A 24497-nucleotide genomic window follows, 5' to 3' on the forward strand; every position below is an offset into this window, starting at 1 on the left:
TTCTGCTTAAAGTTACACCATTATATGTTCACCAAATCGTAAACATATATTAAGAAAAGCGTAATGAGTATTGAGTATTTCTTTTACATATACTAGAATAAAACCGTTTCTCATCTATTTAAAGTAGGTAATTTAAATTGCCGTAGTACATTTTTCTGTACTTAACAGCAGAAAGCAGGTGAAAAGGTGTCTAAAATATGTAAGGATGGATTTGACAAAGAGTATATAAAGGAACAAAGAGAAGTATATGGAATTGCATATGCTCAAAATATGCTTTCGGGACGCTGGAAATATATTATTCTCTGGTTTTTAAAAACAAAAAAACGTCGTTATAGCGAAATTAAAGCTTTTTTATGGGACATTTCACAAGGTTCTCTTACAAAGCAGCTGAGAGAATTAGAAACAGATGGATTAATTAAGAGAGAGGTGTTTCCTGAGGTTCCTCCTCGTGTAGAGTATTCACTAACCTCAAAAGGGAAAGAATTCATTCCTATAATTGATTTGATGGAAGAGTTCGGAAAGAAGTTTGGGGAGCAGATAGAGTAATTTTACGATAAGAGTTTATGAAGAAATGTATTAAAGTATCGGGGTAAGAGTTAAAAGATCAGAAGCTGTCGAATGTGACAGCTTTTTTTTACTAACTAAGCAGGTTGACACAAGCTTCCTTTTTCGGGACATTTGCCGGATCTTTTGTTTATTCCATTTAAATTCTTTTTCAAATTCGTTTTAACAAAATCTAGCCACCTTTTTATCTAGTTTTTGGTACTAAGTACAAAAAAATGCACTACGGCAATTTAAATTGCCCTCTTCATAAATTAGAGTGCTGATTTTATCATATTGTATACAAGTTACACTTTTTTCAAAAGTAACTCTAGCCCAACTTAATCAGCTTGAATCTAATATGTAAGAAAGGAAGAGTGTCAATATGAACAATACAATTGAATTACTTTGTAATCATACTTCCATTCGGTCTTTTACAGATCAACCTCTCACAAAGGAGCAACGAGAAGCAATCTTTAAGGCAGCTAATCAGACTTCATCTTTCAGCCTTCTTCAGGCCGTTTCTATCATTAGAATTACAGATCCAGCTCTTCGAAAACAAGTGATGGAGCTTTCTGCGAACCAGCCTTATATTGAAGAGGCAGCAGAGTTTTGGATTTTTTGTGCAGATTTTAACCGAAATCATCAAATCGCTCCCGATGTAGATCTTGAGTATATTGAATACCTTTTAATAGGTACATTTGATGCTGGGCTAATGGCTCAAAATGCTTTGACTGCAGCCGAATCAATGGGACTCGGTGGCGTATATATCGGTGGAATTAGACTACATATTACAGAATTAACTGAGATATTACATTTACCAAAACATGTGGTTCCTTTAGTAGGGCTATGCATAGGCCACCCTGCTGAAGAGAAACCTGGATTAAAACCACGTTTGCCTCAATCGATGGTCATGTTTGATAATCAGTATCAATCGCTAGATGATGAAAAATTAGCAACCTATGATCAACAGATGCGTGAGTATTACCAGAATCGTCCTGTTAAAGCGCCTTTCACAGTGAAAAAAGTAAAGGGATGGAAAGATCATATTGAGGACCATCTCGAAAGAAGCAAACTCCCCTTCATGCTTGAGTATTTAAATAAACAGGGATTTGCTAAAAAATAAATTTTCCCAAGAGAAATTTTCGGTATTCTATCCAAATAAAAGAGGAAGAGTTTTGAAGCTCTTCCTCTATATGCTTAAAAATTTTTTATTGATATTTACCCCCTTCAACATAGCCCTCCCTTTTTAACAATCCATTTCATTTGGGATACACCCCCATCATTGAACGTATTTCCTATGAAAAATGATTTTGAACCTCATAGGAACCCTTACATGACAGGGTTTTTGTTATTTTTTCATCAAAACCTAAATCAAAAAAAGCCATAAAAAATAAGGAGTGATACATATTATACATGACTAATATGTATCACTCCTTTAGTTCTTGTTCATTAATCGCGCCCGATTGTGGAAGATCGTTATTGAAATAAAGCCCCCGATAGTTAGATAAGAAAAAGCAAAGGAACTTGCTATTTCTCAAATACATCCACCAAATTTTCAATGTTAGTTTGTTTTTCATACATACTAATAAAAAAATAAAACCTTGTTATAACTTTACAAGACAAACTGAATTGACTATAGTCTAATTAGACTAAAATATTGATGTAAAGAAGTGAAATTAGATGATAAAGTCTTTTTTAATGTTGGGGCAGTCGAATATGGCGGGCCGTGGATTTTTGAATGAAGTAGACCCTATCTATAATGAAAAAATAAAAATGCTGCGCAATGGACAGTGGCAGATGATGACAGAGCCGATTAATTACGACCGTCCGGTTTCCGGCGTTGGCCTAGCGGCATCTTTTGCAGATGCATGGTCGAAAGCTCATCCCGATGAAGAAATTGGCTTGATCCCTTGTGCGGAAGGTGGCAGTTCATTGAATGACTGGCATCCGGAAGGCATCCTTTTTCAGCATGCTTTGTCCGAAGCCCGCTTCGCCCTCCGATCCAGTCAAATTTGTGGAATCCTTTGGCACCAGGGTGAGAGTGACAGTTATCAGTCGCTACATGAAACTTATTACGAGAAATTAACTCTTATCATCGAGACGCTAAGAAACGAGTTGAAACTTGATGAGATACCGTTAATTATTGGAGGGCTTGGTGACTTTCTTGGGAAGACCGGTTTTGGACAGCACGCGACTGAATTTCGACAGGTTAATGAACAATTGCTTCGTTTTGCCAACGAACAACAGAATTGTTATTTTGTTACTGCAGCAGGTTTGACTGCGAATCCTGATGGCATTCATTTAGACGCAGCTTCACAACGCAAATTCGGTTACCGCTATTTCGAGGCTTTTTCGAAAAAGTACCATATCTTGAAACCCATTTCGGGAGAGGAGCAATCACTGAAAGTGAATGGTGACTATTCTAAAACAGAACAGATTTACCTTCATAGTATGGATTTGGCTTCGGGTAAAATTACGTACGCGGAATTTGAGGCGCAGATGGCGAAGGTGATGAAACCATGATTCCCTTACTTATCCTTGGCTTGCTAATCCAAAACCCCGGAGCTCACGGCTATGAACTTCTGGCCTTAATGGAAAAACGTCATTACAAATACATTGTTAACTTCACGAAAGGTTCATTTTATTACAATCTGCAGCAACTTGAAGAAAAGTGCTTAATTGAACAGATTCAGCAGAAACCCTCAACCAGCGGGCGTGAAATCCGTAACTACAAAGTCACAGATTCGGGAAGGGCAGAATTCGAAAAATTAATGATCAAATACGGCACCAAATCGGAATATGTGAACCTGCAATTTTATGGGGCGTTACTCTTTGCCGATGAATTCGACAAAAATAAATTACTGGATCTGATCCAATCACAAATCGATCAGACTAAAACTCGAATCGAGCTCCTTGATGAATACCTGTCCATCACTCAAGAAATTCCCGGCACAATCGATTACTTTCGCCGTATGAACGAAAATTCCCGTTCACATCACTTGGTTAATTTAGAGTGGTTTGAAAAATTGAAAACAGAAATAGAATCAACTATTGCAGAATAAAAAAATGCAAAGTTAAATATAAGAATATTAGTTAGCTAAATATAAAACCTGTGTCGTAGATATCTAGTAACATCATTGATACAGGTTTTATACTCCTTCTTTAATTAAGCCAGTTAATAGAGTTGTCAACACTTGCCCCCCAACAAGTGCAAATGAATCTGCTGCGTGTCCTTCTTTTTCAATCCTTCGTATGAATAACCACTATTTACACCGTTGTCTTTCTCATTTATATTTTCATTTATGTTGCTTTTATATTCTAATATATAAAAATGAAGTTGCTGATTACATAAGGAGCGTTTATTGTGAAGAGAACCATTGAGTTTTTTTAAGTTTGATAGGGAGCCTATTGGGTGTTGTAGCATCTATTCTAGCTTTAGGTATCGCCTACCTTGATTTATTTTTTCATTTGATCAGATACTTTGAAATGACGAGCGACCTCCTTGTTGGTGCATGGGTATCTTTGATCTTTTCATGCGTTGGGTTTACCGCTTCAATTGTTGTCTTATTCAAACCAAAGTTGAGCAGTGTTTTACTTTTTATCTCAGGGGTTGGAGGACTTATATGTATTGATTGGTTTTACTTAATACCAGCTATACTTATGATCATCCCTGGAATCATGGTATTTGTAAGGAAAGGAAAAATGAAGACTGAAACAATTTAGAGAAGAGTATTATGATAGACTCTTCTTTTTTCATTAGTTTAATTTCTTCTTTGTACATAAGAAAACCTCCCGCTAAGGAGGCGGGTTTATGCCATTCACTTTAATGAGTTATAAATACTTACCGTATATTTTGTGATGCCTTTATCATAATCTGGATACTTATATCTAAGACTTTCTGATACAACTTTTGAATATTTCCTAAATAATTCATAGCAAGTAAATAACGACTTCCACATTTCTTGATACCCATTCATAGAATATGTAGACATTAGCTCTTCCCATTCTTTATTTGAAAGGTAACGTTTAATAAATTTATAGTTCTTCCCCATACTGAATGAATACCCTTGCTGGGATGCAATATGCCACGCCATCATTCTCAATAAATTAGGACGTACATTCTCATTTAAATGGTCAATTGCAAAAAGTATTTCTTTTCTTGCTAATCCTTTTACTACGTAAGTCGAAACCATCCAGAACTCATTACAGCAATCATCAAATCCTCTTGCAGAAGGCTTTTTAATCCAATATTGACGATCATTTGGGATTACTTTATTTTTGATGAAATTATCCTTATCAAGCAAGACCTCAACCAAACCATCGTTCTTAGCAAAATAATCTTCTACTTCACTGATTGGAATAAGGGTTAGATCTAATTTGTTACCATCCTCAAAAAGAATGATGTATGAAAACCAGTTACCTAATTCAGGAGGAAAAAGCTCCATATCTTCGGGTTTTTGCATCATAATGCGAGTACCAAAGAATTCAAGCCACCGATCATTATCTTTAAAAGATTCCATATCAGTTACAAAATAAGAAATGTCATAGTCTTGGAAGTTGTCGGGGAGAATATTTCTATTTGTACGTGATCCTTCCAAAGTAACCAATCGGATTCTTTGATCATTCAAAGCAAAGTCTAAAAAAATGTCCATCATTACCTGTTCACTCCGCATTGCATGTATTCCTCCGTTTCAACTTTTTCTTTTTGCAGCCTAAATACCTCTAACTCTAAACCGAATATGGCTCTAATTATGAAACAAACACTTTTCATTATCGATTATTGTCATTAATTACTTAGCAGCTCTTCAAGAAACACCACCCTTATCTTAGATGCATTTTCCCGTGAAAAAAGTCTTAGTTTTCCCTATAATATTTCACGAATCCAATTTTTATATTGTCGTCTTTAAGGAGGTTTTTCATCTTGAGGTATACAAACAGTCATTTAGAGGATTGGATTGAAAACTTATACAGGAAGATTGATATTAAAGAACCAGAACAAATTAATTTTGAACGGATTGCCAAGGCTTTAGATATCAGGCTTTCGTTTAAACCTGTAACAAGCTTCGCACTTAAACACAGCGGAATTTATAATATATGCTTGGACAGCCGAAAAAGCCGAACTGAACAATGGTATGATTTCGCTCATGAATTTTGCCATATATATAGACATGAAGGTGATAAAAAAACAATGCCTGTAACTTTTTTCAAATTCACAAAACCAAAAAAGAAAGTCTACTCTATTATTATTTTAAACTCATCCTCTAATTCCTCTTGGGCCTCTTGTAAAACTTCTAATGCATCATCAGCGTATGAACCTAAAAACTTTTTACTACACTCAAAATTTCTCCAGATTAAAGTTAACGGCAACTCTATCCACCCTGTAAGGCAATCCCATAAGGCGTCTAAATTTTTCCCATAGTAGTCTGGGAAGTCTAATTTATCTTTTAATGCATCATGTAATCCTTCTTTATTTTCAAAGTCTTTTCCATCTACAACTATTTTTTTCATTAAAAACTATGTCCTCCATTATTTTAACTTAACAAACGTTTTATAATGATCCGTTGTTATATATATTAATCCATCATTCGAATAGAATAATCTGCCATTCCCTCTGTAACCTATGATATAGTTTATATCAGCTTCGCACCACACTCTATTTTTAGCTTCAGAAAGATTTTTCTCTGTTTTTGTATATATCTCCCCCGATACTTTTCCCCGGTGCTACTTTTGATAAATTACCTTTTTTGCTTTCCCATCCTAATTTTCTTGCTTCTCCTTTATTTATGTAATTTTCCGGCACCGGCCATTGATCGCCATCTCATCCATACTGAGCAACACCCCAATTTCACATTAGAGTGGCTGAACCATAGAGTACTCTCTGCAACTGTTGAACCTCTTTCACCATCCAGTGATAGCTGTTGATTAGATTTTTCATTATCCCTTTAAGAACTAATACATTTTTAGCAGGGAGCTAGCCATGATTGAAAAATACACAACTGAAGTTTCTTTAGACTTTTTTAATGGTGATGAAACAGATTTAAAGGATACAATTGAGGAGATGAAACTTTTTGCAAAGACATATGAGAACGATAAAGTAACCGTCCTAAGTGTTACTGAAAACGAATCTTCAAAGGGAAAAAACTATAAAGTTCTTTTACAGCACGAAAGAGATACAGATAATCTAGGACGTAAATATGAATATGATGAAGAAAAAACTATTGGGTTTTTTTGAAGATGAAGAATAGTTATTCCCCCGTTAGCGCATACAAAGAACCCACATTTTAGTGGGTTTTTTCAATTATTCATTTACATACCCTTAAAATCTATCTCATGATTAAACCTGCGCAAGGCTGCCCTTATTTGAATCACTGTTCGGCCATTCTCAGGAGCCTCTAAGACATGCGCAGTACCCCGTTTGAACATGTATTACAGGAAGCTGACCCAACATTTATTTAATCAATCAGTGACAGGAAACTATGCTCCCCCCTTTTGTAATTAATAAAGATATCCTCATCATGCATTTACGCGTATCGAAAAAAACAAAAAAAAATGTGTCCCTTCATGATCCGATCGGGCAGGATATTGATTACGAAGATAAAAATGAATAGCTGCTGCATTCGAAAAAGCTATGTATCACTCAGAAACTCATGTTAAATATGTGGATAGCCCTTCTCATAAAAGGAGATGGGCTCTTTTTCACTTCAATATTGTTTGGATTTCGCTTTTTTGGACCGTAAATTATCAGGTAATCCATTGTATGAGTAACATCTAACTTCAAAATACATCACAAACATTGATTTAAGATACCGTTCCTTTTGCAACATATGAGAATAGGGATGATTAAACCACTCAGTAAAAATCTCTTTCTGTAGAATTTCTACACCTTTCCTTTAAAATGCTTTATTTCTATAAATACGAATCGACAGAAGCCAAGAACAAACATATAGAATCATAACCGAAAATAGAATTAATAAATAAACATTAAGATTTTGTAATGATAATAATATTCGAACATTTTCTCTGATTATATCGTTCACATTTCGGAACAAGGTATTAATCAACACCATATAAATACCGAATAAAACAAGTGAGCCTTTGAACAAATATCGGCTGTTAAACTGATAACTAAATGGAAAGATAAATGAAGCAGATACCATCACAAGGCATACGATAAACATTAGATCTATCCATATTGTTAGTTCTCTATGAATGATTAAGTTTCCTATAAAAATTGTAAGAACTATAATTAAAGTAAAAATAAGTACCCCGATGTACTTTGAACTAACAATTTCCCTTCTTGTATAAGGCAGTGAATTCAGCAGGGTATTTATTCGGGCTTTTTCATCCATTGAAAACGCGTTCATTATTATGACAATACTAAATACAAAACCTGACCAGATATATGATATATTTAACGTTAAATAAACAAATAAAGCAGGCAGCAATATCATAAGAGATTTCTTTTGTAAAATGATATCTTTTCTTATTAAGTGAAACACCCTATTTAGCCCCTTTCTTTGTATAGAACATCAGCTCTTCAATCGTTGGTTTTTCGATTAAAACTAAGTCACCAAACACATCTTCTATTCGTGCTTTATTGGCTGTTAATGCCTCAAAACCAGCATTAGATTTCCGGATGGAAATAAACTCCTGTTCTGTATCTCGATCTAATAACTCCGCGCCTCCTTTTACAATGGCATACTCTTCTTGAATTTGATACGATTTCTTTGTGAAAATATGCTCACCATTATGAATAAAAGTAATATAATCTGCAATACGGTCTAAATCTGTTGTAATATGAGTAGAAAAGAAGATCGTTTTCTTTCCATCTTGCATTATATCATGTAGTATATCCAGAAACTCCCTGCGAAATATTGGGTCTAATCCCGATGTGGGTTCATCCATAATAATTAACTCTGCATGATGTGATAAGGCTATTGATAAAGAAGCTTTCATCATCATTCCTTTAGAAAATGATTTGATTTTTTTATTTAACGGCAGTTCAAATTTTTCAACATAGTAATTAAATAGGCGATCATCCCATTTCATATAGCAGGGCCTTATAATCTCCTTCATTTCTGCTAATGTTAAATGTGCGTAGAAAATATTTTCATCAAATACAAAACCAATCCGTTGCTTTATTTCTTTTTCATGTGCTTTATGATCTAACCCAAATATTGAAATCGATCCGCTATCTGGTTGCAATAAGTTCATCATAAGTTTAATCGTTGTAGATTTTCCAACACCATTACCACCGATAAAACCCGTTATAAATCCTTTTTTAACTGTCATTGAAATATCTTTTAGCTGAAAATCACCAAATGATTTATAAACATGTTTGAATTCAATAACATTTTCCACTATTCTTCCTCCCTATATAACAGTGTAAGTATGCCCTTTAATTCTGTAAGTGAGATGCCAATTTCTTTACTGTTTTGAATTGCCGTCAACAATTGCTCTTCAATTACCTTCATTTTTCTTTCTTTCATCATCTCACTATCCTGCTCCGATACAAAAGAACCTTTCCCAACAACCGAATATATGAATCCGTTCTTCTCAAGTTCCTCATAGGCACGTTTCGTTGTAATAACACTTATATCCAAATCCTTCGCTAACTGTCGCATTGAAGGTAAGGATTGCCCTGCATGTAATTCATTGGTCAAAATATGTTTTTTAATTTGAGCATAAATTTGCTCGTAAATAGGTTCTTTTAAATGATTTGAAATGATAATTTGCATATAAAACCCCGCTATCATATTGTATATATACTTTATATACAATATATCCAAATTAATATCAGAATACAACTCTTTTTTAATCCAATCCTTCGAGTTTATCGTTTGGTTAAGTGTAGGGCTATAATGCTTCATTCACTTGTATGGTGCATGAATCGTTGTCAGACAACAGAGGGATATTGAGAAGGTTTATTTCTTCACTCAATTTATATTTAAATTGAATTATGTATAGAAAGTTAATTATGTTTACACTCCAAATCAGAAAGAAACACAAATTACATAAGAATGAGGATAAAATTTTTAATAATGTACACATTCATTTATAGAGATAATAGAAGTTCGGTAATGTAGTGCTCATGATCAAAAGTTTCCTTTACGGAGTGTAACAGTCGGGAAATACAAACGAAAATAAGCACCTCCTGCTCAGAACATAATATCCAAGCAGAGGTGCATATAAAAATGAGCAGGTATATAATGGTGTGTTGACGTATTTTCTCCTGATTATTTCAAGAGAGACTCAATTTCCGATTTCGTTTTCGTTCCATAAATCCGTCTATATTGGTATTGTTGCCCTTCCAATGCTCTCTATTTCAACTTAGACTAAAAAATCATTTTAAAATTCATTTCAACTAGCATCCCTTTCGAAGTAACTCGCCCCCGCATATCATGTACTATCCTCTTTTAAAGGAGGTGGACATATGGGATACTCAAATGGTTGTGGTAGCTCCTTCGCATTAATCGTGGTGCTATTCATCTTACTAATCATTGTTGGAGCAGCTTTCTTCGGAGGCTATCCAGAAGGCGTTCCTATTTAACCCGATATGCAGGAGTACCTCCCTGTTCTGTTTGACGCCATAAGAAACTTTTATGGCGTTTTAATTTGTTTTTTAGACAAAAAATTCATTTTTTCTTATTTAGACGTAAATCTATGTCGAAAACGATCGTTTGGCATATCTTATACTACCCTCACTAAAGGAGGTGGCAATATGTCTAATGGTTACGGTAGTTCCTTCGCGTTAATCGTGGTGCTATTCATCTTGTTAATCATTGTCGGAGCAGCTTTCTTTAGATATTAAGTTAAATCTAGACTAACTCCTCCGTAGCAGCACCTCCCTGTTCGGCTAAACGCCATAAGAAATCTTTATGGCGTTTTGTAATGTGATTAACTCCTTATCCTGACAAAGTTTCTGTACCAGGGAAATATAAATTACAAATCTTCATCTTTCTGAAACTCTATGAGCTTTTTTAAAACGTCCACAGTTTTACCTTACATCATTCATATTGATCCAGAGCCATTTTATACGCTCAGCTGAAGTTATATAGTGTAGCAATATAAAACAAAAAAAGTTACAAAGATCAATAATTCAATAAATAATCTTGTTTACGGCTATTACAGTTTGACCGCTTCGACTAGGATCATTGCCTGCAAATATGGACCAGATAATAAATCACTACAATTGGTAAAGCTAAAGTTAAAGCATATTCTAAGCACACACCCCCTATGAAAATGACTGCAGCACTTCAAGTGAAAATCTTAGAAGTAGATTAATTTGACTCAGTTTTTCCAACTCCTCAGTTTTCGGAGAGATCTTCTCCACCATTAAAAGATAGTAAAATATGACGACTTTTCCCGTTCTGGTTATGATAAGTCGGTTGCATCTTAATTATTCGAAGGATTACTTGTTACCCTTTTCGAAATCAATTACTTGTTTTTGTTGCGAATACTGCCCACTGCCGTTGGCAGAACATCGGGTTCCAAAACAATACCTATATTCTTACATTGACAAGGGTATGCTGCCTCCTTAAAATGAAAATGATTATCAACATCAATTAGGGGGAAATACAGATGCTTAGTGGGAAGATTCGTTTGAAAATTAAATTTACTTTCGTATCGATACTCATCTTTTCTATTTTATTAGCAGGATGTACAAATGCAGGACAAACAGAGAAGAAAGATCCTCACAGTATGGTCACAATTGCTTGGCCTAGAGATATAGGAGAAATAAACCCACATGTCTATAATCCTTCCCAATTGTTTACGCAGTCAATGGTGTACGAGCCTTTGGTCTCTTATGAAGCGGGCGGAAAGCTTAAACCGCATTTAGCTGAGTCTTGGGATATATCTAATGACGGCAAAGTGTATACGTTTCATTTGCGTAAGAATGTAACATTTTCTGACGGGACAACATTTAATGCAAAAATCGTGAAAAAGAATTTTGACTCCATTTTAAAACATCCTGAGTTACATAGCTGGTTAGGATTTATTACAAAAATAGCTCAAACAAAAGTGATCGATAATCATACATTTCAATTGACACTGACTGAATCATATTATCCAACCATTCAGGAGCTTGCAGTTGTACGGCCTGTTCGGTTTTTAGGAGAGGCTGGGTTCCCTAAGGATGGCGATACATCAAAAGGTGTAACAAAACCGGTCGGGACGGGTCCATGGGTATTGGAAGAGCATAAAACCGATGAATATGCGATTTTTAAACGCAATGAAAATTATTGGGGTGAAAAGCCTAAAGTCGAGAAAATCAAGGTGAAAGTCATCCCAGACGCAGAAACAAGAGTACTTGCATTTGAAAAAGGTGAACTGGACTTAATTTACGGTGAAGGCGTCATCAGTTTGGATGCATATAAGCATCTGCAATCGACAGGTCAATATGAAACAAGCCTTTCCGAACCGGTGGCGACGAGACAGCTTGTCATGAATACAAAAAAAGAACAGCTTTCTGATGAACGTGTTCGCCAAGCCCTGCACTATGGCTTTAATAAAGACGCCATGGTGGAAGGCATTACCTCCGGATTAGAAGAAAAAGCAGATCATATTTTGCCGACAACCTTCCCATACACGTCTGATATTGATGTAAAGCCAGTGAAATATGATGCGGAAAAAGCGGGAGCGTTATTAGATGCAGCAGGTTGGAAGCTTCCGAATGGCAAGACGGTGCGTGAGAAAGACGGAAAGCCTCTTGAATTTAGTTTAATGTATGATTCAGCGGAATCCATTCAAAAAGCAATGGCAGAAACGCTGCAAGCAGAGTGGGCAGCGATTGGGGTGAAGTTGAATCTTGAAGGAGTAGAATTGGCGACTCAGGTTAAACGGTTCAAAGCGAATGAATTTGATATGAACTTCTTTAGCAACTATGGCGCACCTTATGACCCGCATACATTTGTAAACATTGTCGCGTCAAAAGGATTTGGATTTAATGAAGCGATTTCGGCATATCCAAACAAGGATGAGCTATTGAAGCAGATGGCAAAAGTCCCCAAAACAACTGATAAAAAAGAGCGTCAACTTCTTTACTCATCTATTTTAACATCCCTTCAAGATCAGGGAGCTATCGTTCCTATCTCTTATATAAAAAAGACAGCGATCTACCAAAAGAATATTACAGACTTTACTTTCCCTGCCAACCGTGATGAACATCCATTTACAGGTATTCGCATTAAGCAGTAGGAGGCTTTTATGGGCATCTATATATTGAAACGAATCATGTCCATCATACCAGTGTTTCTTTTAGCTACACTTCTGACAACTGGAATGATTCAACTCTCACCGGTTGACCCGGCTGAAGCGTATGTAGCCGCAGCGCATATCCAGCCAACCGATGACATTTTAGAGCAAAAAAGACATGAGTTTGGCTTAGATCAACCTTTCTATATCCAATATGTAAACTCTATTTTGAAGAAATGCCAATTCGATTTCGGCATTTCTTATGTTTCGAATAAGCCGGTTTGGGACGAGGTTACACTCCGAATGCCAGCAACGATCGAACTTGCGCTTGGTAGTTTATTGATCGCGGTGGTTGTCAGTGTGCCTCTCGGCTTCCTTGCGGGAATGAAAAGAAATCGCGCAATTGATCATATCAGTCGCTTCATTTCCTTTTTCGGGGCATCCATTCCGACTTTTTGGTTAGGATATATGTTGGTTTTTTTCTTTTCAGTTCAATTAGATCTTTTTCCAGTAGAAGGATTTGGGACATGGCAGCACCTCGTACTGCCGTCATTGACGCTGGCGCTTCCTTTAATTGCAATGTATACGAGGCTTTTGCGCGCCAGTGTTATAGAAAACCTGCAAGAACCATATGTACAATACGCAAAAATCAGAGGCTTGAAGAATAAAAGCATTATGGCTAAGCATGTATTGAAAATGGCCATTTCTCCGATGATTACAGGCCTAGGAATGAATCTTGGCAAACTTCTCACCGGAACCATTATTGTTGAAGTGGTTTTTTCTTGGCCTGGCTTTGGCCGTTATTTTATTGAAGCCATTTTCAATCGTGACATCCCTGTCATCCAATGCTATGTGTTCATAGCCGCCACATTTTTTATATTGAGTAGCTTAATCGTTGATCTCATTCAAATGTATATTGATCCGCGCATTTCCAGGAAAGAAGGGCAGTATCGATGATCACAAGCATACGCATGATATGTAAAAGTCAAAAAGTGATAACGGCATGTATTATCATATTATCAATTCTATTTCTCATCGCTGTATTTGCCCCTTGGATTGCGCCGAATAACCCTGTTGCTGTTCATTTGGCATATAAGCTGCACCCTCCATCCTTGGAGTTCCCTTTAGGAACTGATCATTTAGGAAGATGCAACTTATCCCGCCTTTTGTACGGAACACGAATTTCTTTGGGATTTGCAGTGCTCATTTTTATTTCCTCACTTGTGATCGGTCTCATCGTCGGTACGATTTCGGGATATAAAGGCGGATGGATTGATCATCTGTTAATGAGATGTTGTGATGGTGTGATGGCCTTTCCGAACTTAATTTTAGTTCTTGGTCTAGTGGGCATATTCGGACCTGGACTTCCTCAAGTCATTCTTGCCCTCATGCTTGTGCAATGGGTCTATTATGCGAGAATCTTTAGAGGAATGGTGCTTAGTCTGAAAGAGGAGAACTTTATGAAAGCCGCACAAATCAATGGGTCATCACAATGGAAGATTCTGAAAAAACATATCATACCTAATGTGCTCCCTCCCCTCGTTGTCATGGGTACATTGGAAATGGGCTGGGCCATTATGGACATATCCGCTATGTCGTTTCTTGGATTAGGCGTCCAGCCACCGGCTGCGGAATGGGGAGCGATGATTCATGAAGGTAAATCGTATATCCGGACGAACCCTGAGTTGATGATTTATCCAGGGATGATGATCATGATTGTGGTTGTAACGTTCAATTTATTGGGCGAAAGCTTATCAGAAAAATACGGAGTCAAACGTCGATGATAAAAAGGAATGAGGAAGTTGGGAACAGAACAATCACCGGTGCTGCAAGTTAGAGATTTGCATGTACAGGCCAAAACGCACAAAGGAGTTTCTACTCTAGTGCAAAACGTCAATTTCGAACTGAAGCGCGGTCAAGTCCTCGGCCTGATTGGTGAAAGCGGATGTGGAAAAACAGTAACAGGCATGTCCATTCTTCAGATGCATGATCAGAAAACAACCAAGGTGAAAGGAAGCATTTCACTACTAGGCCGAGAATTAAACGGATTGGCAGATAAAGAAATGCGCAAAATACGCGGCAAAGAAATTGCCTATATTATGCAAAATCCGATGAACGCTTTTACCCCCGTTTTTACGATTGGTCATCAAATGATTGAAACGATTCGCTCTCATACGTCTTTTAACCAAAAGCAGGCAAAGGAGCTTGCAATCGAAGCGTTGCATAATGTGAGCTTATCCAATCCTATTAAACTTTTAAAATCTTACCCTTTTCAATTAAGTGGCGGAATGCTTCAACGGGTGATGATTGCAACCGCTGTATGCTTACATCCAAGCATTCTCATTGCGGATGAGCCCACAACCGCACTAGACGTAAATAATCAGAAGACCGTGCTGAAACATTTAGACGCCATGCGCTCTGAATGCGGAACGGCGATTTTGCTTATATCTCATGATCTGGGCGTCATTGCTGAAATGGCGGATGAAGTCGCTGTGATGCAGAAAGGAAGAATCACAGAAAAAGCAGATGTGCTTCAGCTGTTTGATGCACCAAAGCATGAATATACAAAGAAGCTATTAGGTGCACGTTTGACATTGCCAATTGATGAACGTGCCATTGGGTCAATTTGACGAAAGAGCGCATTTTAATGAGGTGAACAAGTGAGTTTATTACAAGTGAAAGAAGTCTCTCATCGTTATGCGGAGCGTTCATTATTCAAATGGAAATTTCAATCTAAACAAGTCCTATCCGATGTCAGCTTTTCGATTGAGAAGGGTACATGCTTAGGCTTGATTGGGCCAAGTGGAGCCGGTAAGAGTACATTGGGAAAAGTGTTGCTTGGTTTAGAACGGCCGCAATCAGGTCAAATCCTTTTTCAAGGCCATGATATGTATAGCGTAGATAAATCGATCCGGCGAAAAATCCGTCGTGACCTTCAAGCTGTCTTTCAAGATTCATACTCGTCCGTCAACCCGCGAATGACGGCGGAACAGATTATTGCAGAACCATTAGAAAACTATGAAACCCTCACTGCGGCGGAACAAAGACGAACCATTATCGAGTTGTTGGAAAGAGTAGGCCTAAGTGAAAATGATTTAACAAAATATCCGCACCAATTCAGCGGCGGGCAATTGCAGCGGATCAATATCGCCAGAGCAATTTCGCTCAAACCGAAACTGATCGTTTTAGACGAATCAGTCAGCAGTCTGGACATGGTTACCCAAACGCTTATACTCGATTTGTTAAAAGAGCTCAAAGACGAGTTTGGGTTATCGTATTTTTTTATTACGCATGATTTGAAAGCCGCTTATCAATTGAGTGACACATTAGGTGTACTAGATAACGGAAAATTAGTTGAGCTATACGAGTCCAAACTTCAGTTCTTTGCATCAGACCATCCAGCAGTAAAAGAAATGAGAAGCTCCATACTTGCAGAACACCCGCGCTTTCGTTCGATAGGAAGAGGAATGACGCTACAATAAGAAAATCGCGTGTAGATATATAGCATTCCCGGTTACATCGTTTTTTCATAATATTTGCTTTAACAAGTACGGCATGTCTCTTGTTGTTCAAAGCATGGAGTGCTGATTTCAATAGAACGGTTGCACCGTTAACTGCTTTCAACTCACGGCTACACATGCCACATTTTAACCAATGTTCCTGCTTTAAATATGACATTGAAAAAGAACCGTTGGCTTTAAATCATTGGTTCTTTTTCTAACTGTTTTTGCTTTCGTTGTTGTGTTCGCATAACATACACTCACAGAACTTTGAAATAATACCAGAGCTTCTTCATCTTTAGTCATTTCATTTTTTCCTCATACTCTCCCTTACTCTTCACCCTATCTTCAAAATGCTTTTTCCCAACCGTCAAGTTAATATTGATCGTATCTTAACTTTGTTAATGAGCCGTCAATCCCCGTTGCGAAGAGAAAGAAACGGATAAAAACGAAAGAGGGCAAAAAAGCTGCTGACGAGGAGTCAGCAGCTAAAAGTATTTAAACATTCAAACTCCATAAGGGACTAGACTAAGCTTGTTTTTCCCCATTCTATCAATTTTCCATAGTGAAAAAAACCGTTTGTGTAGAAGAAATGCCATAATTCACGGTATGTTCCTCTTCATTTAATGCGCCATCATATCATGGGCAATATCGTGTCCGTCCATTTCTGACGGGTAGTAGGTAGGCCAGTTTTTCACTTCATCAAGTAAAGCTTCACGGTCCTCACCCCAATACAGATGGTAATGGCTAGCTTTAGTCGGGTAGATACTGTGATCGCTAAACTGAATATACTGAGGAAGTCCTTCAGCTTTTTTAGCTCGTTTGAATATGTATCTTACCCCTCTATTGCCCCCATCATATGTTAGAATTTCGTACCCGTCATACGTATACTTACCAGAATATTCTTTTCCGTTTTTGAAGAACGTTACAGCATCTTTTTGAATTAAGATACGGTCAACATCTGTTTTATACCCTTTTTTATAATACTCTTTATATTCTTCAGCTGTCTTGTCACCTTCATGTTCTGATTTATATGAGAATACTTCGTCAAGAGTACCATCTTGCAGGTATGGATATACCGATTGCCAGTCTCCTTCCCAATCAGAAAGTGAACGATCCTTTACTTGGCTGTTTTTAAAATCGCCTTCATGAATTTTTTCTGTCTCTTCACCATGTGCATGACTATGACTATGATCGTGATCGTGATCGTGATCATGAGATTCTGATGTTTGCTCTTGCGTGTTAGAAGAGTTTTCTTCACCTGCTGAGGATGATGTTGCTGTTTTATTAGACTCACCTTTAGATGAACCTGAAGTCTGACATCCTGCCAATATTAGTAATAAACCAATCATAAATATCCCTAATCTCTTTGTAAATAAAATTTTCATTACAACACTCCTTTTCCCAAACCGAAATAATTACGATTTGTATTATACAATTATCTTGTTCAAAAATCAAAGGGAAAATGCTCCTAATCTCGCTTGAATGTTGCTGGGAGCAGATGGCGATTTCATTAGAATCCTACTTTGTTAATCAGAAATTCTTTTAAAATGCGAAAATCTACGATATTCCATGAGGAGAGATTTGTTGTGAAGTACACCTTTTTAGGAAGAACAGGATTGCGGGTCAGCCGTTTATGTTTAGGTGGCTCGATACAGATGAAAAGACCGCGTTCCATATTATAGATGAAGCGCTCGATAGCGGCATTCCCACAAATGCAGGTGCGGAAGACATAATAATAGCAAAAACCATACCAACATTGTTGGTATGGTTTCTCTCAGATAGGCCCAAAGAAGAGACTCTATTGTACGAATTATATAGCTAGTTGCATTTGTAACCGACAGGGCCGTCTGAACCTGTGTAGACATATGTGTCAGAAACATATCCAATGTTCACGACACCACGTGAATCTTTCCACTGGATTTGATCCCAAATATTACTCGTTCCATACTTTCCAGTAACAGTCGTCCCATAAGCGTAACAATAGTAAGGAACACGTGAACCGCTAGGAATGGAAAGCATAATAGGATAGTTTGTACCTGGACCGCTGCGCATATTTACAGGCGCACCGCTGCTTGTTGAGACAGTAAAGTACTGAACGGCAAGTGCCTGACTGGAAAAAATGAATAATGATGCGATCATCACGGTTAACATACTCAGCATTTTCAGTTTAGTCAATGTCATCCCTCTTTCTTCAATTTCTTCATTTTAAGAACGATACATATGCTACCAGCTGCATTTAGGAACTACCGGGCCGTCTGATCCTGTATACATATATGTATCAGAGACAAATCCAGGAACGATCTCCCCGCTGGCAAGCGTCCGTTCTGTGTAGTTCCAAATATTACTCGTTCCATACTTTCCAGTTACAGTTGTACCGGTTTTGTAGCAGTAGATCGGGATGCGGGTTCCGCTCGGAATAGTCGTTACAATCCCCCAACTTGTACCTGGGCCGCTGCGCATATTTACGGGAGCACCGCTGCTTGTTGAGACAGTGTAATACTGAACTGCTTGTGCATGACTAGAAAAAATGAAGAATGACGCCATCATAACGGTTAATAAACTTGCCATTTTTAACTTTCTCAACTTATATCCTCCTCACAATAAATGTCCTGCGTCTGGTTTTCTTACATTCAGTTCAGGAATGATTCGGCAGACCATCTTCGCTCCTTTCGTTTACATATATTGATCATATTACCATCACACAGGTATATGAGAAGTGCCATTATTACTGAATTTTCCGACAGAAGAGAGGATAAAATTTGGGAATATAGGGATGACAATGCAAGCAAAAATAATGCATGAAAGATATGTCACACACCAATTAAAAGCTTGACTACTCATCAAAATTTTTGATGATCCCTCGGTCAGTTTCAATCATAAGTGGTGCATCTATACTGTATTTATCCGAGAATATCCACCTTCTTCCGACAGGACCTAATAAAATATAGACTCCTTCTTTATACTCCCCCATGAAATGTAAATGGTTTTTTGAGAAAGGTTCATCATTTCTTTGCCGGATTCCCAACTTTAAAAGGTAGTCAAAACATTCTTTAACATGATTCGTAGATAAACCAATCTCACTTATCCCTATTACATTGTCGGGCGTGAATTCTTTTGACCTCGTTTCCGGAGAGGTTTCTAATCGAGAAATAAACTCAACAATATTACCTGCTGGATCTTCAAAATATATCGATCTTGCCTTTGCATTTGCAAAATATACTTCATCATCACCATTTTCTTCAAGTAAATTAACCTTCTTTTTCAGCCATTCTTTTGCTTCTGCGAAAATATTCGAATGGATATTAAACGCAAAATGATAGTAATATTGATTCACTTCGTCTTGATGCAAGGTTAAAATGCTTTCTCCCACTTGAAATGTGGCTAATGTATCAGTTAACGCCAGCCTTTTAAATTGAAGGATATCTTTATAAAAGCTTACAGTTTGATTAAAATGAGAAACAAATATTTCAAGATTTTTTATTTTCATTATTCACACCCCCTCTCTTAATATATCTAAAATGAGAAACAAATTCTTTCTACATTTAGCTTATTTAATCTACATCATTAGACTGAAAAATAAAAAACTACATAAATTTGTTTTTCATTATTATTCATTAGCTTTAAGGATGGATGAAATGAATCACCTTGGTTTTTCATTTCAAAAATCTGTACAGCTGAAGTAAGGTCATCATCAATCTATACCTAGGCATAGGCTTCAGGATTGTCATCTGATTCCTGAACTCGTCACCCGTGTCATGTCTAAAACTGGATAGGTATACCGTTTAGTATATAAGAACAGATATACTCACCTCACTACGCAATTGTTTTCAAAGTCTATCTATTGTGTTAGTGAGACCTTGCTGCCGTCTTCAATATCTTCAAACACAATTTTCAGTGGAAAGGATCATAATATTATCACCCCTATAAAAAGCCTCCTATTTTATGACTTGTATAAACATAATAAAAAAACCGCTCTTAAAAAACGGTTTTAGAGTATAGGAAGGAACTGATTCTAAGATGAAATCGAAAGAGATTTATTCACTGCTTCTCGAGCATGGATTAAGGTTGTATCAAATATTGGCACTTTGAAATCTTCAGCTTTTACTAGTAATCCAATTTCAGTACATCCGAGAATTATTCCCTCCGCTCCTCTATTCATCAAATTATTTATGATTGTGTGATAAATGTTTTTCGATGACTGTTTAATTTCACCCAAACATAGTTCTTGATAGATAATATTATTTATTAATTCTCTTTCATTATCATTAGGCACAATAATATTAATGCCATGAGTCTCAATACGAGTTTTATAAAAATTTTGCTCCATTGTATATTTGGTACCAAGTAATCCTGCTGAACGAATATCTTGTCTGTTCATTTGATCAGCAGTTGCATCGGCAATATGTAAAATAGGTATTGTGATCATTGCTTGGATATCACTAATTACTTTGTGCATAGTGTTTGTGCATATTACAATAAAATCTGCTCCGGCTTTTTCTAATGATCTTGCTGCTTCCCCCAAGGTTTTACCAGCTTTATTCCAAGCTCCTTCTGATTGAAAGTGTTCAATCTCTTTAAAATTAACACTGTACAAAAGACACTTTGCAGAATGTAACCCCCCTAACTTCTTTTTTATTTCCTCATTGATAATTCGATAGTACTCAGCCGACGACTCCCAACTCATTCCGCCAATAAGACCAATCGTTTTCATAGCCCACCTCGATTTAAAATTCTAAATATTATTAGTATTTTAATATATAAGTCATTTTAATACCAGGACTGCTATTATCAAGTATAAAATGATTGATTGGTCTTCCAGGCCCGTAGCTACGGTGGAAATATAATCAAAATGACAGAAAACTTTGCCCCCTTACTTGTCATGTGTATCGATAATATGAGTTTCTTGTCTAGGACAACCTTTTTTCTTCATCATAACTTATATTGTAAGACAAGATTTTTTGAGAGGGTGATTTTGATGAGCTGCAGCAACGGTGGGTTAAGAAGTGTGGACGAATTCATGTTCGGCTCTCGTCGCGGGAACAACGGTACCAATAGCTTCAATGGCTTCAATGGTTTTAATGGGGGTAATGGAGGTAACGGAGGCAACAATGTAGAAACAATTGTTTCTCCCACAAGAAATGTTGTAAATACGACTACCAATGAACGTACTGTTAGACGTGTTCAGCCGACTCATATTGTTAATGTTAATAGAAATGTTACAAGAGTAGAAAATTACTATCCAGTGACACAATCTGCAGAGAATGAAAATATCGTTGAGGAATATGATTGTGGAAGTGACTTAAGAAATCCATGCTGTAAACCAGTAAAAAGATGGAATAGGTAATCATTCAGTAAAGATTCATTTTAGGCATCCTTATGGATGCCTTTTTCATTACCCTATCCTTTCCAATTATAAGATTTTCGGCATTAATATGAAGAGAAATGAGTTGGTTTCTTTAAAGATAAGCATTTAACAAAACGCTCGTATAAAAAAGGGGGACTTGGAGCGAGTCCCTGAAAATGATAAAAAAAGAGAGGTTTTCTTCCTCATTTCTTTGTGAACTTGTTTTTTTGCAAATGATCTTCTATCGCTTGTAAAGCCTGATTCTCGTCAACGCCATTAGCTCTTATCCTTATGTGGGTATTAGGTTTAATTCCTAGTGACATCACATCAATGAGGGACTTGGGTGTATTTTTCAGATCGACAGCTTCCCCTTGATATTCAAGATATATACTAGAGCTGAATTTACAAGCCGCACGTACTAACAAGACTGCTGCACGTGCGAAGCCTGTACTCGCGATAATTGTATACTGTTTTTCTATCATTCTCCCCTGCTCCTTAGGCCTTAGAATTCCTTAAAGAATTGGAATAGGCCAGTTTTTATTCATAAGCCCTCTATTCTTTCTCTCAATCCGAAACATAGTATTTTGTTGATTTCCAGCAATATCGTTTTCGAGCATAATTCATGATGACCAACTATTCGGTGAGGTACATATGGTTCTTCTAGAAACTTAACTTCTGCAGGCATCAATTTAACTGCAAGAGCACCTACGGCATCTTGAAGGTGTGACATTTTCGTAGCACCGATAATAGGAGCTGTTACAGGCTCTTTCTGCAGCAACCAGGCAAGCGCGATATGAATACGGGAGACACCGCGTTTTTCCGCGATTTCCCCTGCTCTTTTATGATAAATGTTAACAAAGAAGGAATTGTTTAATTCATTCTAGCCTTACTGGTACTTATCCATGAAAACTTTCCGTTTTAGGTCTGCTTTTGAGTTTGTCCTCATTTTCTCGCAATTTCCCATCATAATCCTCAATTTTTTTATTTAATCTTTTTATTGTTTCATCAATTTCTTTCCGCTTTTCTATCAATCGCTGTCTTTCGTCAGCCAGGATATTTTTGCGGGCTTCTACTGTTCGGTCTCCTTCAGTAAATAACGTTGTATATTCAATTAACGCTTCTATCGTTAGTCCAGCATTTCGCATGCATTTGATGAATTCAACCCATTTGATATCTTCTTCATCATAATCGCGGATTCCGCTTTCTTTTCGTTTTACCGGCGGGATCAATCCAACACGTTCATAATATCTGAGCGTTGCGGCTGTTAGGCCAAACTGCTTTGCCACTTGCGTAATATTCATATTTTTCACCTCTTTATCCTCTGTTTTTGAAGATAACACTTAAAGTTCACTTTAAGTCAAGAAGAAACCAAGTTTAAACTCTGACGTATTCCTCAATCTCATTCTTCAGGAGATGTCGTGAATATTCCGCCGCACGTAAAACATTGGCATGGCGCAACAAAAGACAGTTGGCTTGTACATGTAACCATTACTCTTAGAGAGACGGACCTGTTCATGATGAATGGTATGATACATGATAAAACGAACGCATCGAGTCAATTGATTCGATGCGTTTTTTTATATGAGCGGCCGTACAGAATTTAATACTTAAGTGTTAAAAAAGCATTATTTCTTCAATAATTGTGTTTACTCTTAATCTTTTATAAAAATATGTTTCTAAAAAAACTCTTGCCTTAAAGTGGACTTTAAGGTTTAAAGTGATGTTGAACACACATGACAAACACCAAGTGACATGTTCTTATCTGGAAACTGACTATATGAAAGGAAGGTCTGTATGTGTAATCATTATAAAACTCGTGTATTAAGCGTACCAAATGCTAAAGCGAAATTTGAACAGACGACAATTGAAAGAAGAGAATTACGGCCGCACGACGTCTTAATCGACATTAAGTTCAGCGGTATTTGCCATTCCGATATCCACAGTGCGTTCGATGAATGGGGCGGAGGAATTTTTCCGATGGTTCCCGGTCACGAAATCGCCGGAGTTGTGGAGGCTGTGGGAGCAGAAGTCACAAAATTTGCTGTCGGAGATCGCGTTGGCGTCGGCTGTTTTGTTGACTCCTGCGGAGAATGCGAATACTGCCTCAGCGGTGAGGAACAGTTCTGCACTAAAGGTGTTGTCCAAACTTATAATTCACTGGACTATGATGGAAATCCGACGTATGGCGGGTACAGCCAAAAAATCGTTGTCACTGACAGGTTCGTTGTTCGGATACCGGACAGTTTGGAGATGGATGTTGCCAGCCCTCTACTGTGTGCAGGGATTACAACCTATTCCCCTCTAAAACACTGGAACGTCGGCACAGGCAAAAAGGTTGCGATTGTAGGGGTCGGCGGGCTTGGTCATTTGGCGATTCAATTTGCGCATGCTTTGGGTGCAGAGGTAACCGTCCTGAGCCGCTCTATGAATAAGAAAGAGGAAGCCCTTGAACTAGGGGCTGACCATTACTATGCAACCAGTAATCAAGCTACATTTACTGAATTGGCCGGGCGTTTTGACGTAATCTTAAATACAGTATCCGCGAACCTTGATGTAGATGCCTATTTATCAATGCTTCGGATAGACGGAACCCTTGTGAATGTAGGGGCACCGGCCGAGCCGGACAAATATAGTGTATTCTCCTTAATCATGGGCCGCCGCAGCCTAGCGGGTTCTCTTGTCGGCGGAATTCCAGAAACACAAGAGATGCTTGATTTCGCTGCTCAGCATGGCATTGCACCTAAAATTGAGGTGATTCGTGCCGATCAAGTGGATGAAGCATATGAGCGTGTTCTTCGCAGTGATGTACGCTACCGATTCGTTATTGATATCTCTACATTATAGTTGTAAAAGGTGGGGTAGCCTCGTTTTGGCTGCGCTTTTACCCTATGAAAACCATAAAACCTATAAAC

At 37.4% G+C, this 24497-nt stretch carries 26 protein-coding genes and 8 pseudogenes; 18 read left to right on the plus strand and 16 right to left on the minus strand.

What is annotated here, in order from left to right; translation table 11 throughout:
• The first annotated feature begins 186 nt into the window (after positions 1 to 186).
• From NSS75_RS14380 to NSS75_RS14395, 4 genes are all read left to right on the plus strand, one after another.
• On the plus strand, positions 187 to 546 hold the full coding sequence (locus NSS75_RS14380) for a winged helix-turn-helix transcriptional regulator (RefSeq protein ID WP_024122237.1): 360 nt from the start codon (positions 187 to 189) through the stop codon (positions 544 to 546).
• Positions 547 to 925: 379 nt separating this feature from the next.
• Positions 926 to 1666 (plus strand): oxygen-insensitive NADPH nitroreductase, encoded by a 741-nt coding sequence (gene nfsA, locus NSS75_RS14385; protein WP_339233506.1) that lies wholly within the window; start codon positions 926 to 928, stop codon positions 1664 to 1666.
• Positions 1667 to 2223: 557 nt separating this feature from the next.
• Positions 2224 to 3066 carry a sialate O-acetylesterase gene (locus NSS75_RS14390; protein ID WP_268544253.1) on the plus strand — a complete coding sequence of 281 codons (843 nt, stop codon included), beginning with the start codon at positions 2224 to 2226 and terminating at the stop codon, positions 3064 to 3066.
• Positions 3063 to 3605: a PadR family transcriptional regulator gene (locus tag NSS75_RS14395; RefSeq protein ID WP_060399085.1), complete on the plus strand. Its 543-nt coding sequence runs from the start codon at positions 3063 to 3065 to the stop codon at positions 3603 to 3605. The genes NSS75_RS14390 and NSS75_RS14395 overlap by 4 nt, the downstream gene beginning before the upstream one ends.
• A 756-nt stretch (positions 3606 to 4361) precedes the next feature.
• Here NSS75_RS14395 and ant(6) read toward each other — a convergent pair.
• Entirely contained in the window at positions 4362 to 5216 is an 855-nt protein-coding gene (gene ant(6) / locus NSS75_RS14400; protein WP_339233510.1) for an aminoglycoside 6-adenylyltransferase, read from the minus strand.
• Between the two features lie 248 nt (positions 5217 to 5464).
• Between ant(6) and NSS75_RS14405 the strand changes: the two are divergent.
• Positions 5465 to 5746 (plus strand): annotated as a pseudogene (locus tag NSS75_RS14405) (ImmA/IrrE family metallo-endopeptidase); the annotation flags it as partial.
• Between the two features lie 29 nt (positions 5747 to 5775).
• Here the strand turns inward: NSS75_RS14405 and NSS75_RS14410 are convergent.
• On the minus strand, positions 5776 to 6051 hold the full coding sequence (locus NSS75_RS14410; RefSeq protein ID WP_339233512.1) for a barstar family protein: 276 nt from the start codon (positions 6049 to 6051) through the stop codon (positions 5776 to 5778).
• Between the two features lie 18 nt (positions 6052 to 6069).
• Positions 6070 to 6343: pseudogene (locus NSS75_RS14415) on the minus strand (ribonuclease domain-containing protein); the annotation flags it as partial.
• Between the two features lie 177 nt (positions 6344 to 6520).
• Between NSS75_RS14415 and NSS75_RS14420 the strand changes: the two are divergent.
• Both NSS75_RS14420 and NSS75_RS14425 read left to right on the plus strand, forming a co-directional pair.
• Positions 6521 to 6788, plus strand: a pseudogene (locus NSS75_RS14420) (hypothetical protein).
• A gap of 167 nt (positions 6789 to 6955) precedes the next feature.
• A pseudogene (locus NSS75_RS14425) lies at positions 6956 to 7042 on the plus strand (ImmA/IrrE family metallo-endopeptidase); the annotation flags it as partial.
• A 391-nt stretch (positions 7043 to 7433) separates the two neighbouring features.
• Here NSS75_RS14425 and NSS75_RS14430 read toward each other — a convergent pair.
• From NSS75_RS14430 to NSS75_RS14440, 3 genes are read right to left on the minus strand one after another with little or no spacing between them, the layout of a single operon-like run.
• Positions 7434 to 8042, minus strand: coding sequence for an ABC-2 transporter permease (locus NSS75_RS14430; protein WP_268496808.1), 609 nt, complete (start codon positions 8040 to 8042; stop codon positions 7434 to 7436).
• Position 8043: 1 nt separating this feature from the next.
• On the minus strand, positions 8044 to 8904 hold the full coding sequence (locus NSS75_RS14435) for an ABC transporter ATP-binding protein (RefSeq protein ID WP_339233515.1): 861 nt from the start codon (positions 8902 to 8904) through the stop codon (positions 8044 to 8046).
• Entirely contained in the window at positions 8904 to 9281 is a 378-nt protein-coding gene (locus tag NSS75_RS14440) for a GntR family transcriptional regulator (RefSeq protein ID WP_101861127.1), read from the minus strand. The genes NSS75_RS14435 and NSS75_RS14440 overlap by 1 nt, the downstream gene beginning before the upstream one ends.
• A 695-nt stretch (positions 9282 to 9976) precedes the next feature.
• On the opposite strand from NSS75_RS14440, the gene NSS75_RS14445 reads away from it, so the two are divergent.
• Both NSS75_RS14445 and NSS75_RS14450 read left to right on the plus strand, forming a co-directional pair.
• The gene (locus tag NSS75_RS14445; RefSeq protein ID WP_010335054.1) at positions 9977 to 10093 is read left to right on the plus strand and encodes a YjcZ family sporulation protein; all 117 of its coding nucleotides are present in this window, start codon (positions 9977 to 9979) and stop codon (positions 10091 to 10093) included.
• Positions 10094 to 10264: 171 nt separating this feature from the next.
• Complete coding sequence (locus tag NSS75_RS14450) at positions 10265 to 10354, plus strand: YjcZ family sporulation protein (RefSeq protein ID WP_024122253.1); 90 nt, start codon at positions 10265 to 10267, stop codon at positions 10352 to 10354.
• A 186-nt stretch (positions 10355 to 10540) separates the two neighbouring features.
• Here NSS75_RS14450 and NSS75_RS14455 read toward each other — a convergent pair.
• Positions 10541 to 10846: pseudogene (locus NSS75_RS14455) on the minus strand (hypothetical protein).
• A 278-nt stretch (positions 10847 to 11124) separates the two neighbouring features.
• Between NSS75_RS14455 and nikA the strand changes: the two are divergent.
• From nikA to nikE, 5 genes are read left to right on the plus strand one after another with little or no spacing between them, the layout of a single operon-like run.
• On the plus strand, positions 11125 to 12741 hold the full coding sequence (gene nikA / locus NSS75_RS14460) for a nickel ABC transporter substrate-binding protein (protein WP_339233519.1): 1617 nt from the start codon (positions 11125 to 11127) through the stop codon (positions 12739 to 12741).
• 9 nt (positions 12742 to 12750) lie between these two features.
• Positions 12751 to 13695, plus strand: a complete 945-nt coding sequence (gene nikB, locus NSS75_RS14465) for a nickel ABC transporter permease subunit NikB (protein WP_339233521.1) — start codon at positions 12751 to 12753, stop codon at positions 13693 to 13695.
• Positions 13692 to 14522, plus strand: a complete 831-nt coding sequence (gene nikC / locus NSS75_RS14470) for a nickel ABC transporter permease subunit NikC (protein ID WP_024122256.1) — start codon at positions 13692 to 13694, stop codon at positions 14520 to 14522. The genes nikB and nikC overlap by 4 nt, the downstream gene beginning before the upstream one ends.
• Before the next feature lie 18 nt (positions 14523 to 14540).
• Positions 14541 to 15368 carry a nickel import ATP-binding protein NikD gene (gene nikD, locus NSS75_RS14475; RefSeq protein ID WP_103672569.1) on the plus strand — a complete coding sequence of 276 codons (828 nt, stop codon included), beginning with the start codon at positions 14541 to 14543 and terminating at the stop codon, positions 15366 to 15368.
• A gap of 30 nt (positions 15369 to 15398) precedes the next feature.
• Positions 15399 to 16220 carry a nickel import ATP-binding protein NikE gene (gene nikE, locus NSS75_RS14480; RefSeq protein WP_101861132.1) on the plus strand — a complete coding sequence of 274 codons (822 nt, stop codon included), beginning with the start codon at positions 15399 to 15401 and terminating at the stop codon, positions 16218 to 16220.
• Between the two features lie 183 nt (positions 16221 to 16403).
• On the opposite strand, the gene NSS75_RS14485 is transcribed toward nikE, so the two are convergent.
• Entirely contained in the window at positions 16404 to 16544 is a 141-nt protein-coding gene (locus tag NSS75_RS14485; RefSeq protein ID WP_180948929.1) for a hypothetical protein, read from the minus strand.
• 317 nt (positions 16545 to 16861) lie between these two features.
• Positions 16862 to 17626, minus strand: a complete 765-nt coding sequence (locus NSS75_RS14490) for a metal-binding protein ZinT (protein WP_339233527.1) — start codon at positions 17624 to 17626, stop codon at positions 16862 to 16864.
• A gap of 201 nt (positions 17627 to 17827) precedes the next feature.
• Between NSS75_RS14490 and NSS75_RS14495 the strand changes: the two are divergent.
• Positions 17828 to 17946: pseudogene (locus tag NSS75_RS14495) on the plus strand (aldo/keto reductase); the annotation flags it as partial.
• A 113-nt stretch (positions 17947 to 18059) separates the two neighbouring features.
• Here NSS75_RS14495 and NSS75_RS14500 read toward each other — a convergent pair.
• The 4 genes from NSS75_RS14500 to NSS75_RS14515 all read right to left on the minus strand — a co-directional run bounded on the left by NSS75_RS14500 (position 18060) and on the right by NSS75_RS14515 (position 20952).
• On the minus strand, positions 18060 to 18416 hold the full coding sequence (locus NSS75_RS14500) for an SH3 domain-containing protein (protein ID WP_004398671.1): 357 nt from the start codon (positions 18414 to 18416) through the stop codon (positions 18060 to 18062).
• A 48-nt stretch (positions 18417 to 18464) separates the two neighbouring features.
• Positions 18465 to 18824 (minus strand): SH3 domain-containing protein, encoded by a 360-nt coding sequence (locus NSS75_RS14505; protein ID WP_010335061.1) that lies wholly within the window; start codon positions 18822 to 18824, stop codon positions 18465 to 18467.
• Between the two features lie 250 nt (positions 18825 to 19074).
• Positions 19075 to 19728: a VOC family protein gene (locus NSS75_RS14510; protein ID WP_095713404.1), complete on the minus strand. Its 654-nt coding sequence runs from the start codon at positions 19726 to 19728 to the stop codon at positions 19075 to 19077.
• 525 nt (positions 19729 to 20253) lie between these two features.
• On the minus strand, positions 20254 to 20952 hold the full coding sequence (locus NSS75_RS14515; RefSeq protein WP_095713405.1) for an aspartate/glutamate racemase family protein: 699 nt from the start codon (positions 20950 to 20952) through the stop codon (positions 20254 to 20256).
• A 264-nt stretch (positions 20953 to 21216) separates the two neighbouring features.
• On the opposite strand from NSS75_RS14515, the gene NSS75_RS14520 reads away from it, so the two are divergent.
• Positions 21217 to 21585: a CotD family spore coat protein gene (locus tag NSS75_RS14520; RefSeq protein ID WP_095713406.1), complete on the plus strand. Its 369-nt coding sequence runs from the start codon at positions 21217 to 21219 to the stop codon at positions 21583 to 21585.
• Positions 21586 to 21788: 203 nt separating this feature from the next.
• On the opposite strand, the gene NSS75_RS14525 is transcribed toward NSS75_RS14520, so the two are convergent.
• The 3 genes and pseudogenes from NSS75_RS14525 to NSS75_RS14535 form a co-directional block, all read right to left on the minus strand.
• Complete coding sequence (locus NSS75_RS14525) at positions 21789 to 22067, minus strand: HPr family phosphocarrier protein (protein WP_095713407.1); 279 nt, start codon at positions 22065 to 22067, stop codon at positions 21789 to 21791.
• 143 nt (positions 22068 to 22210) lie between these two features.
• Positions 22211 to 22411: pseudogene (locus NSS75_RS14530) on the minus strand (aldo/keto reductase); the annotation flags it as partial.
• A gap of 70 nt (positions 22412 to 22481) precedes the next feature.
• Positions 22482 to 22886: a MerR family transcriptional regulator gene (locus tag NSS75_RS14535; RefSeq protein WP_024122264.1), complete on the minus strand. Its 405-nt coding sequence runs from the start codon at positions 22884 to 22886 to the stop codon at positions 22482 to 22484.
• 108 nt (positions 22887 to 22994) lie between these two features.
• Between NSS75_RS14535 and NSS75_RS14540 the strand changes: the two are divergent.
• Positions 22995 to 23189 (plus strand): annotated as a pseudogene (locus NSS75_RS14540) (hypothetical protein); the annotation flags it as partial.
• Positions 23190 to 23379: 190 nt separating this feature from the next.
• Complete coding sequence (locus tag NSS75_RS14545) at positions 23380 to 24429, plus strand: NAD(P)-dependent alcohol dehydrogenase (RefSeq protein ID WP_095713408.1); 1050 nt, start codon at positions 23380 to 23382, stop codon at positions 24427 to 24429.
• Positions 24430 to 24497: the final 68 nt, after the last annotated feature.

This window comes from Bacillus sp. FSL K6-1012 (assembly GCF_037964915.1).
Taxonomy (GTDB): domain Bacteria; phylum Bacillota; class Bacilli; order Bacillales; family Bacillaceae; genus Bacillus; species Bacillus halotolerans.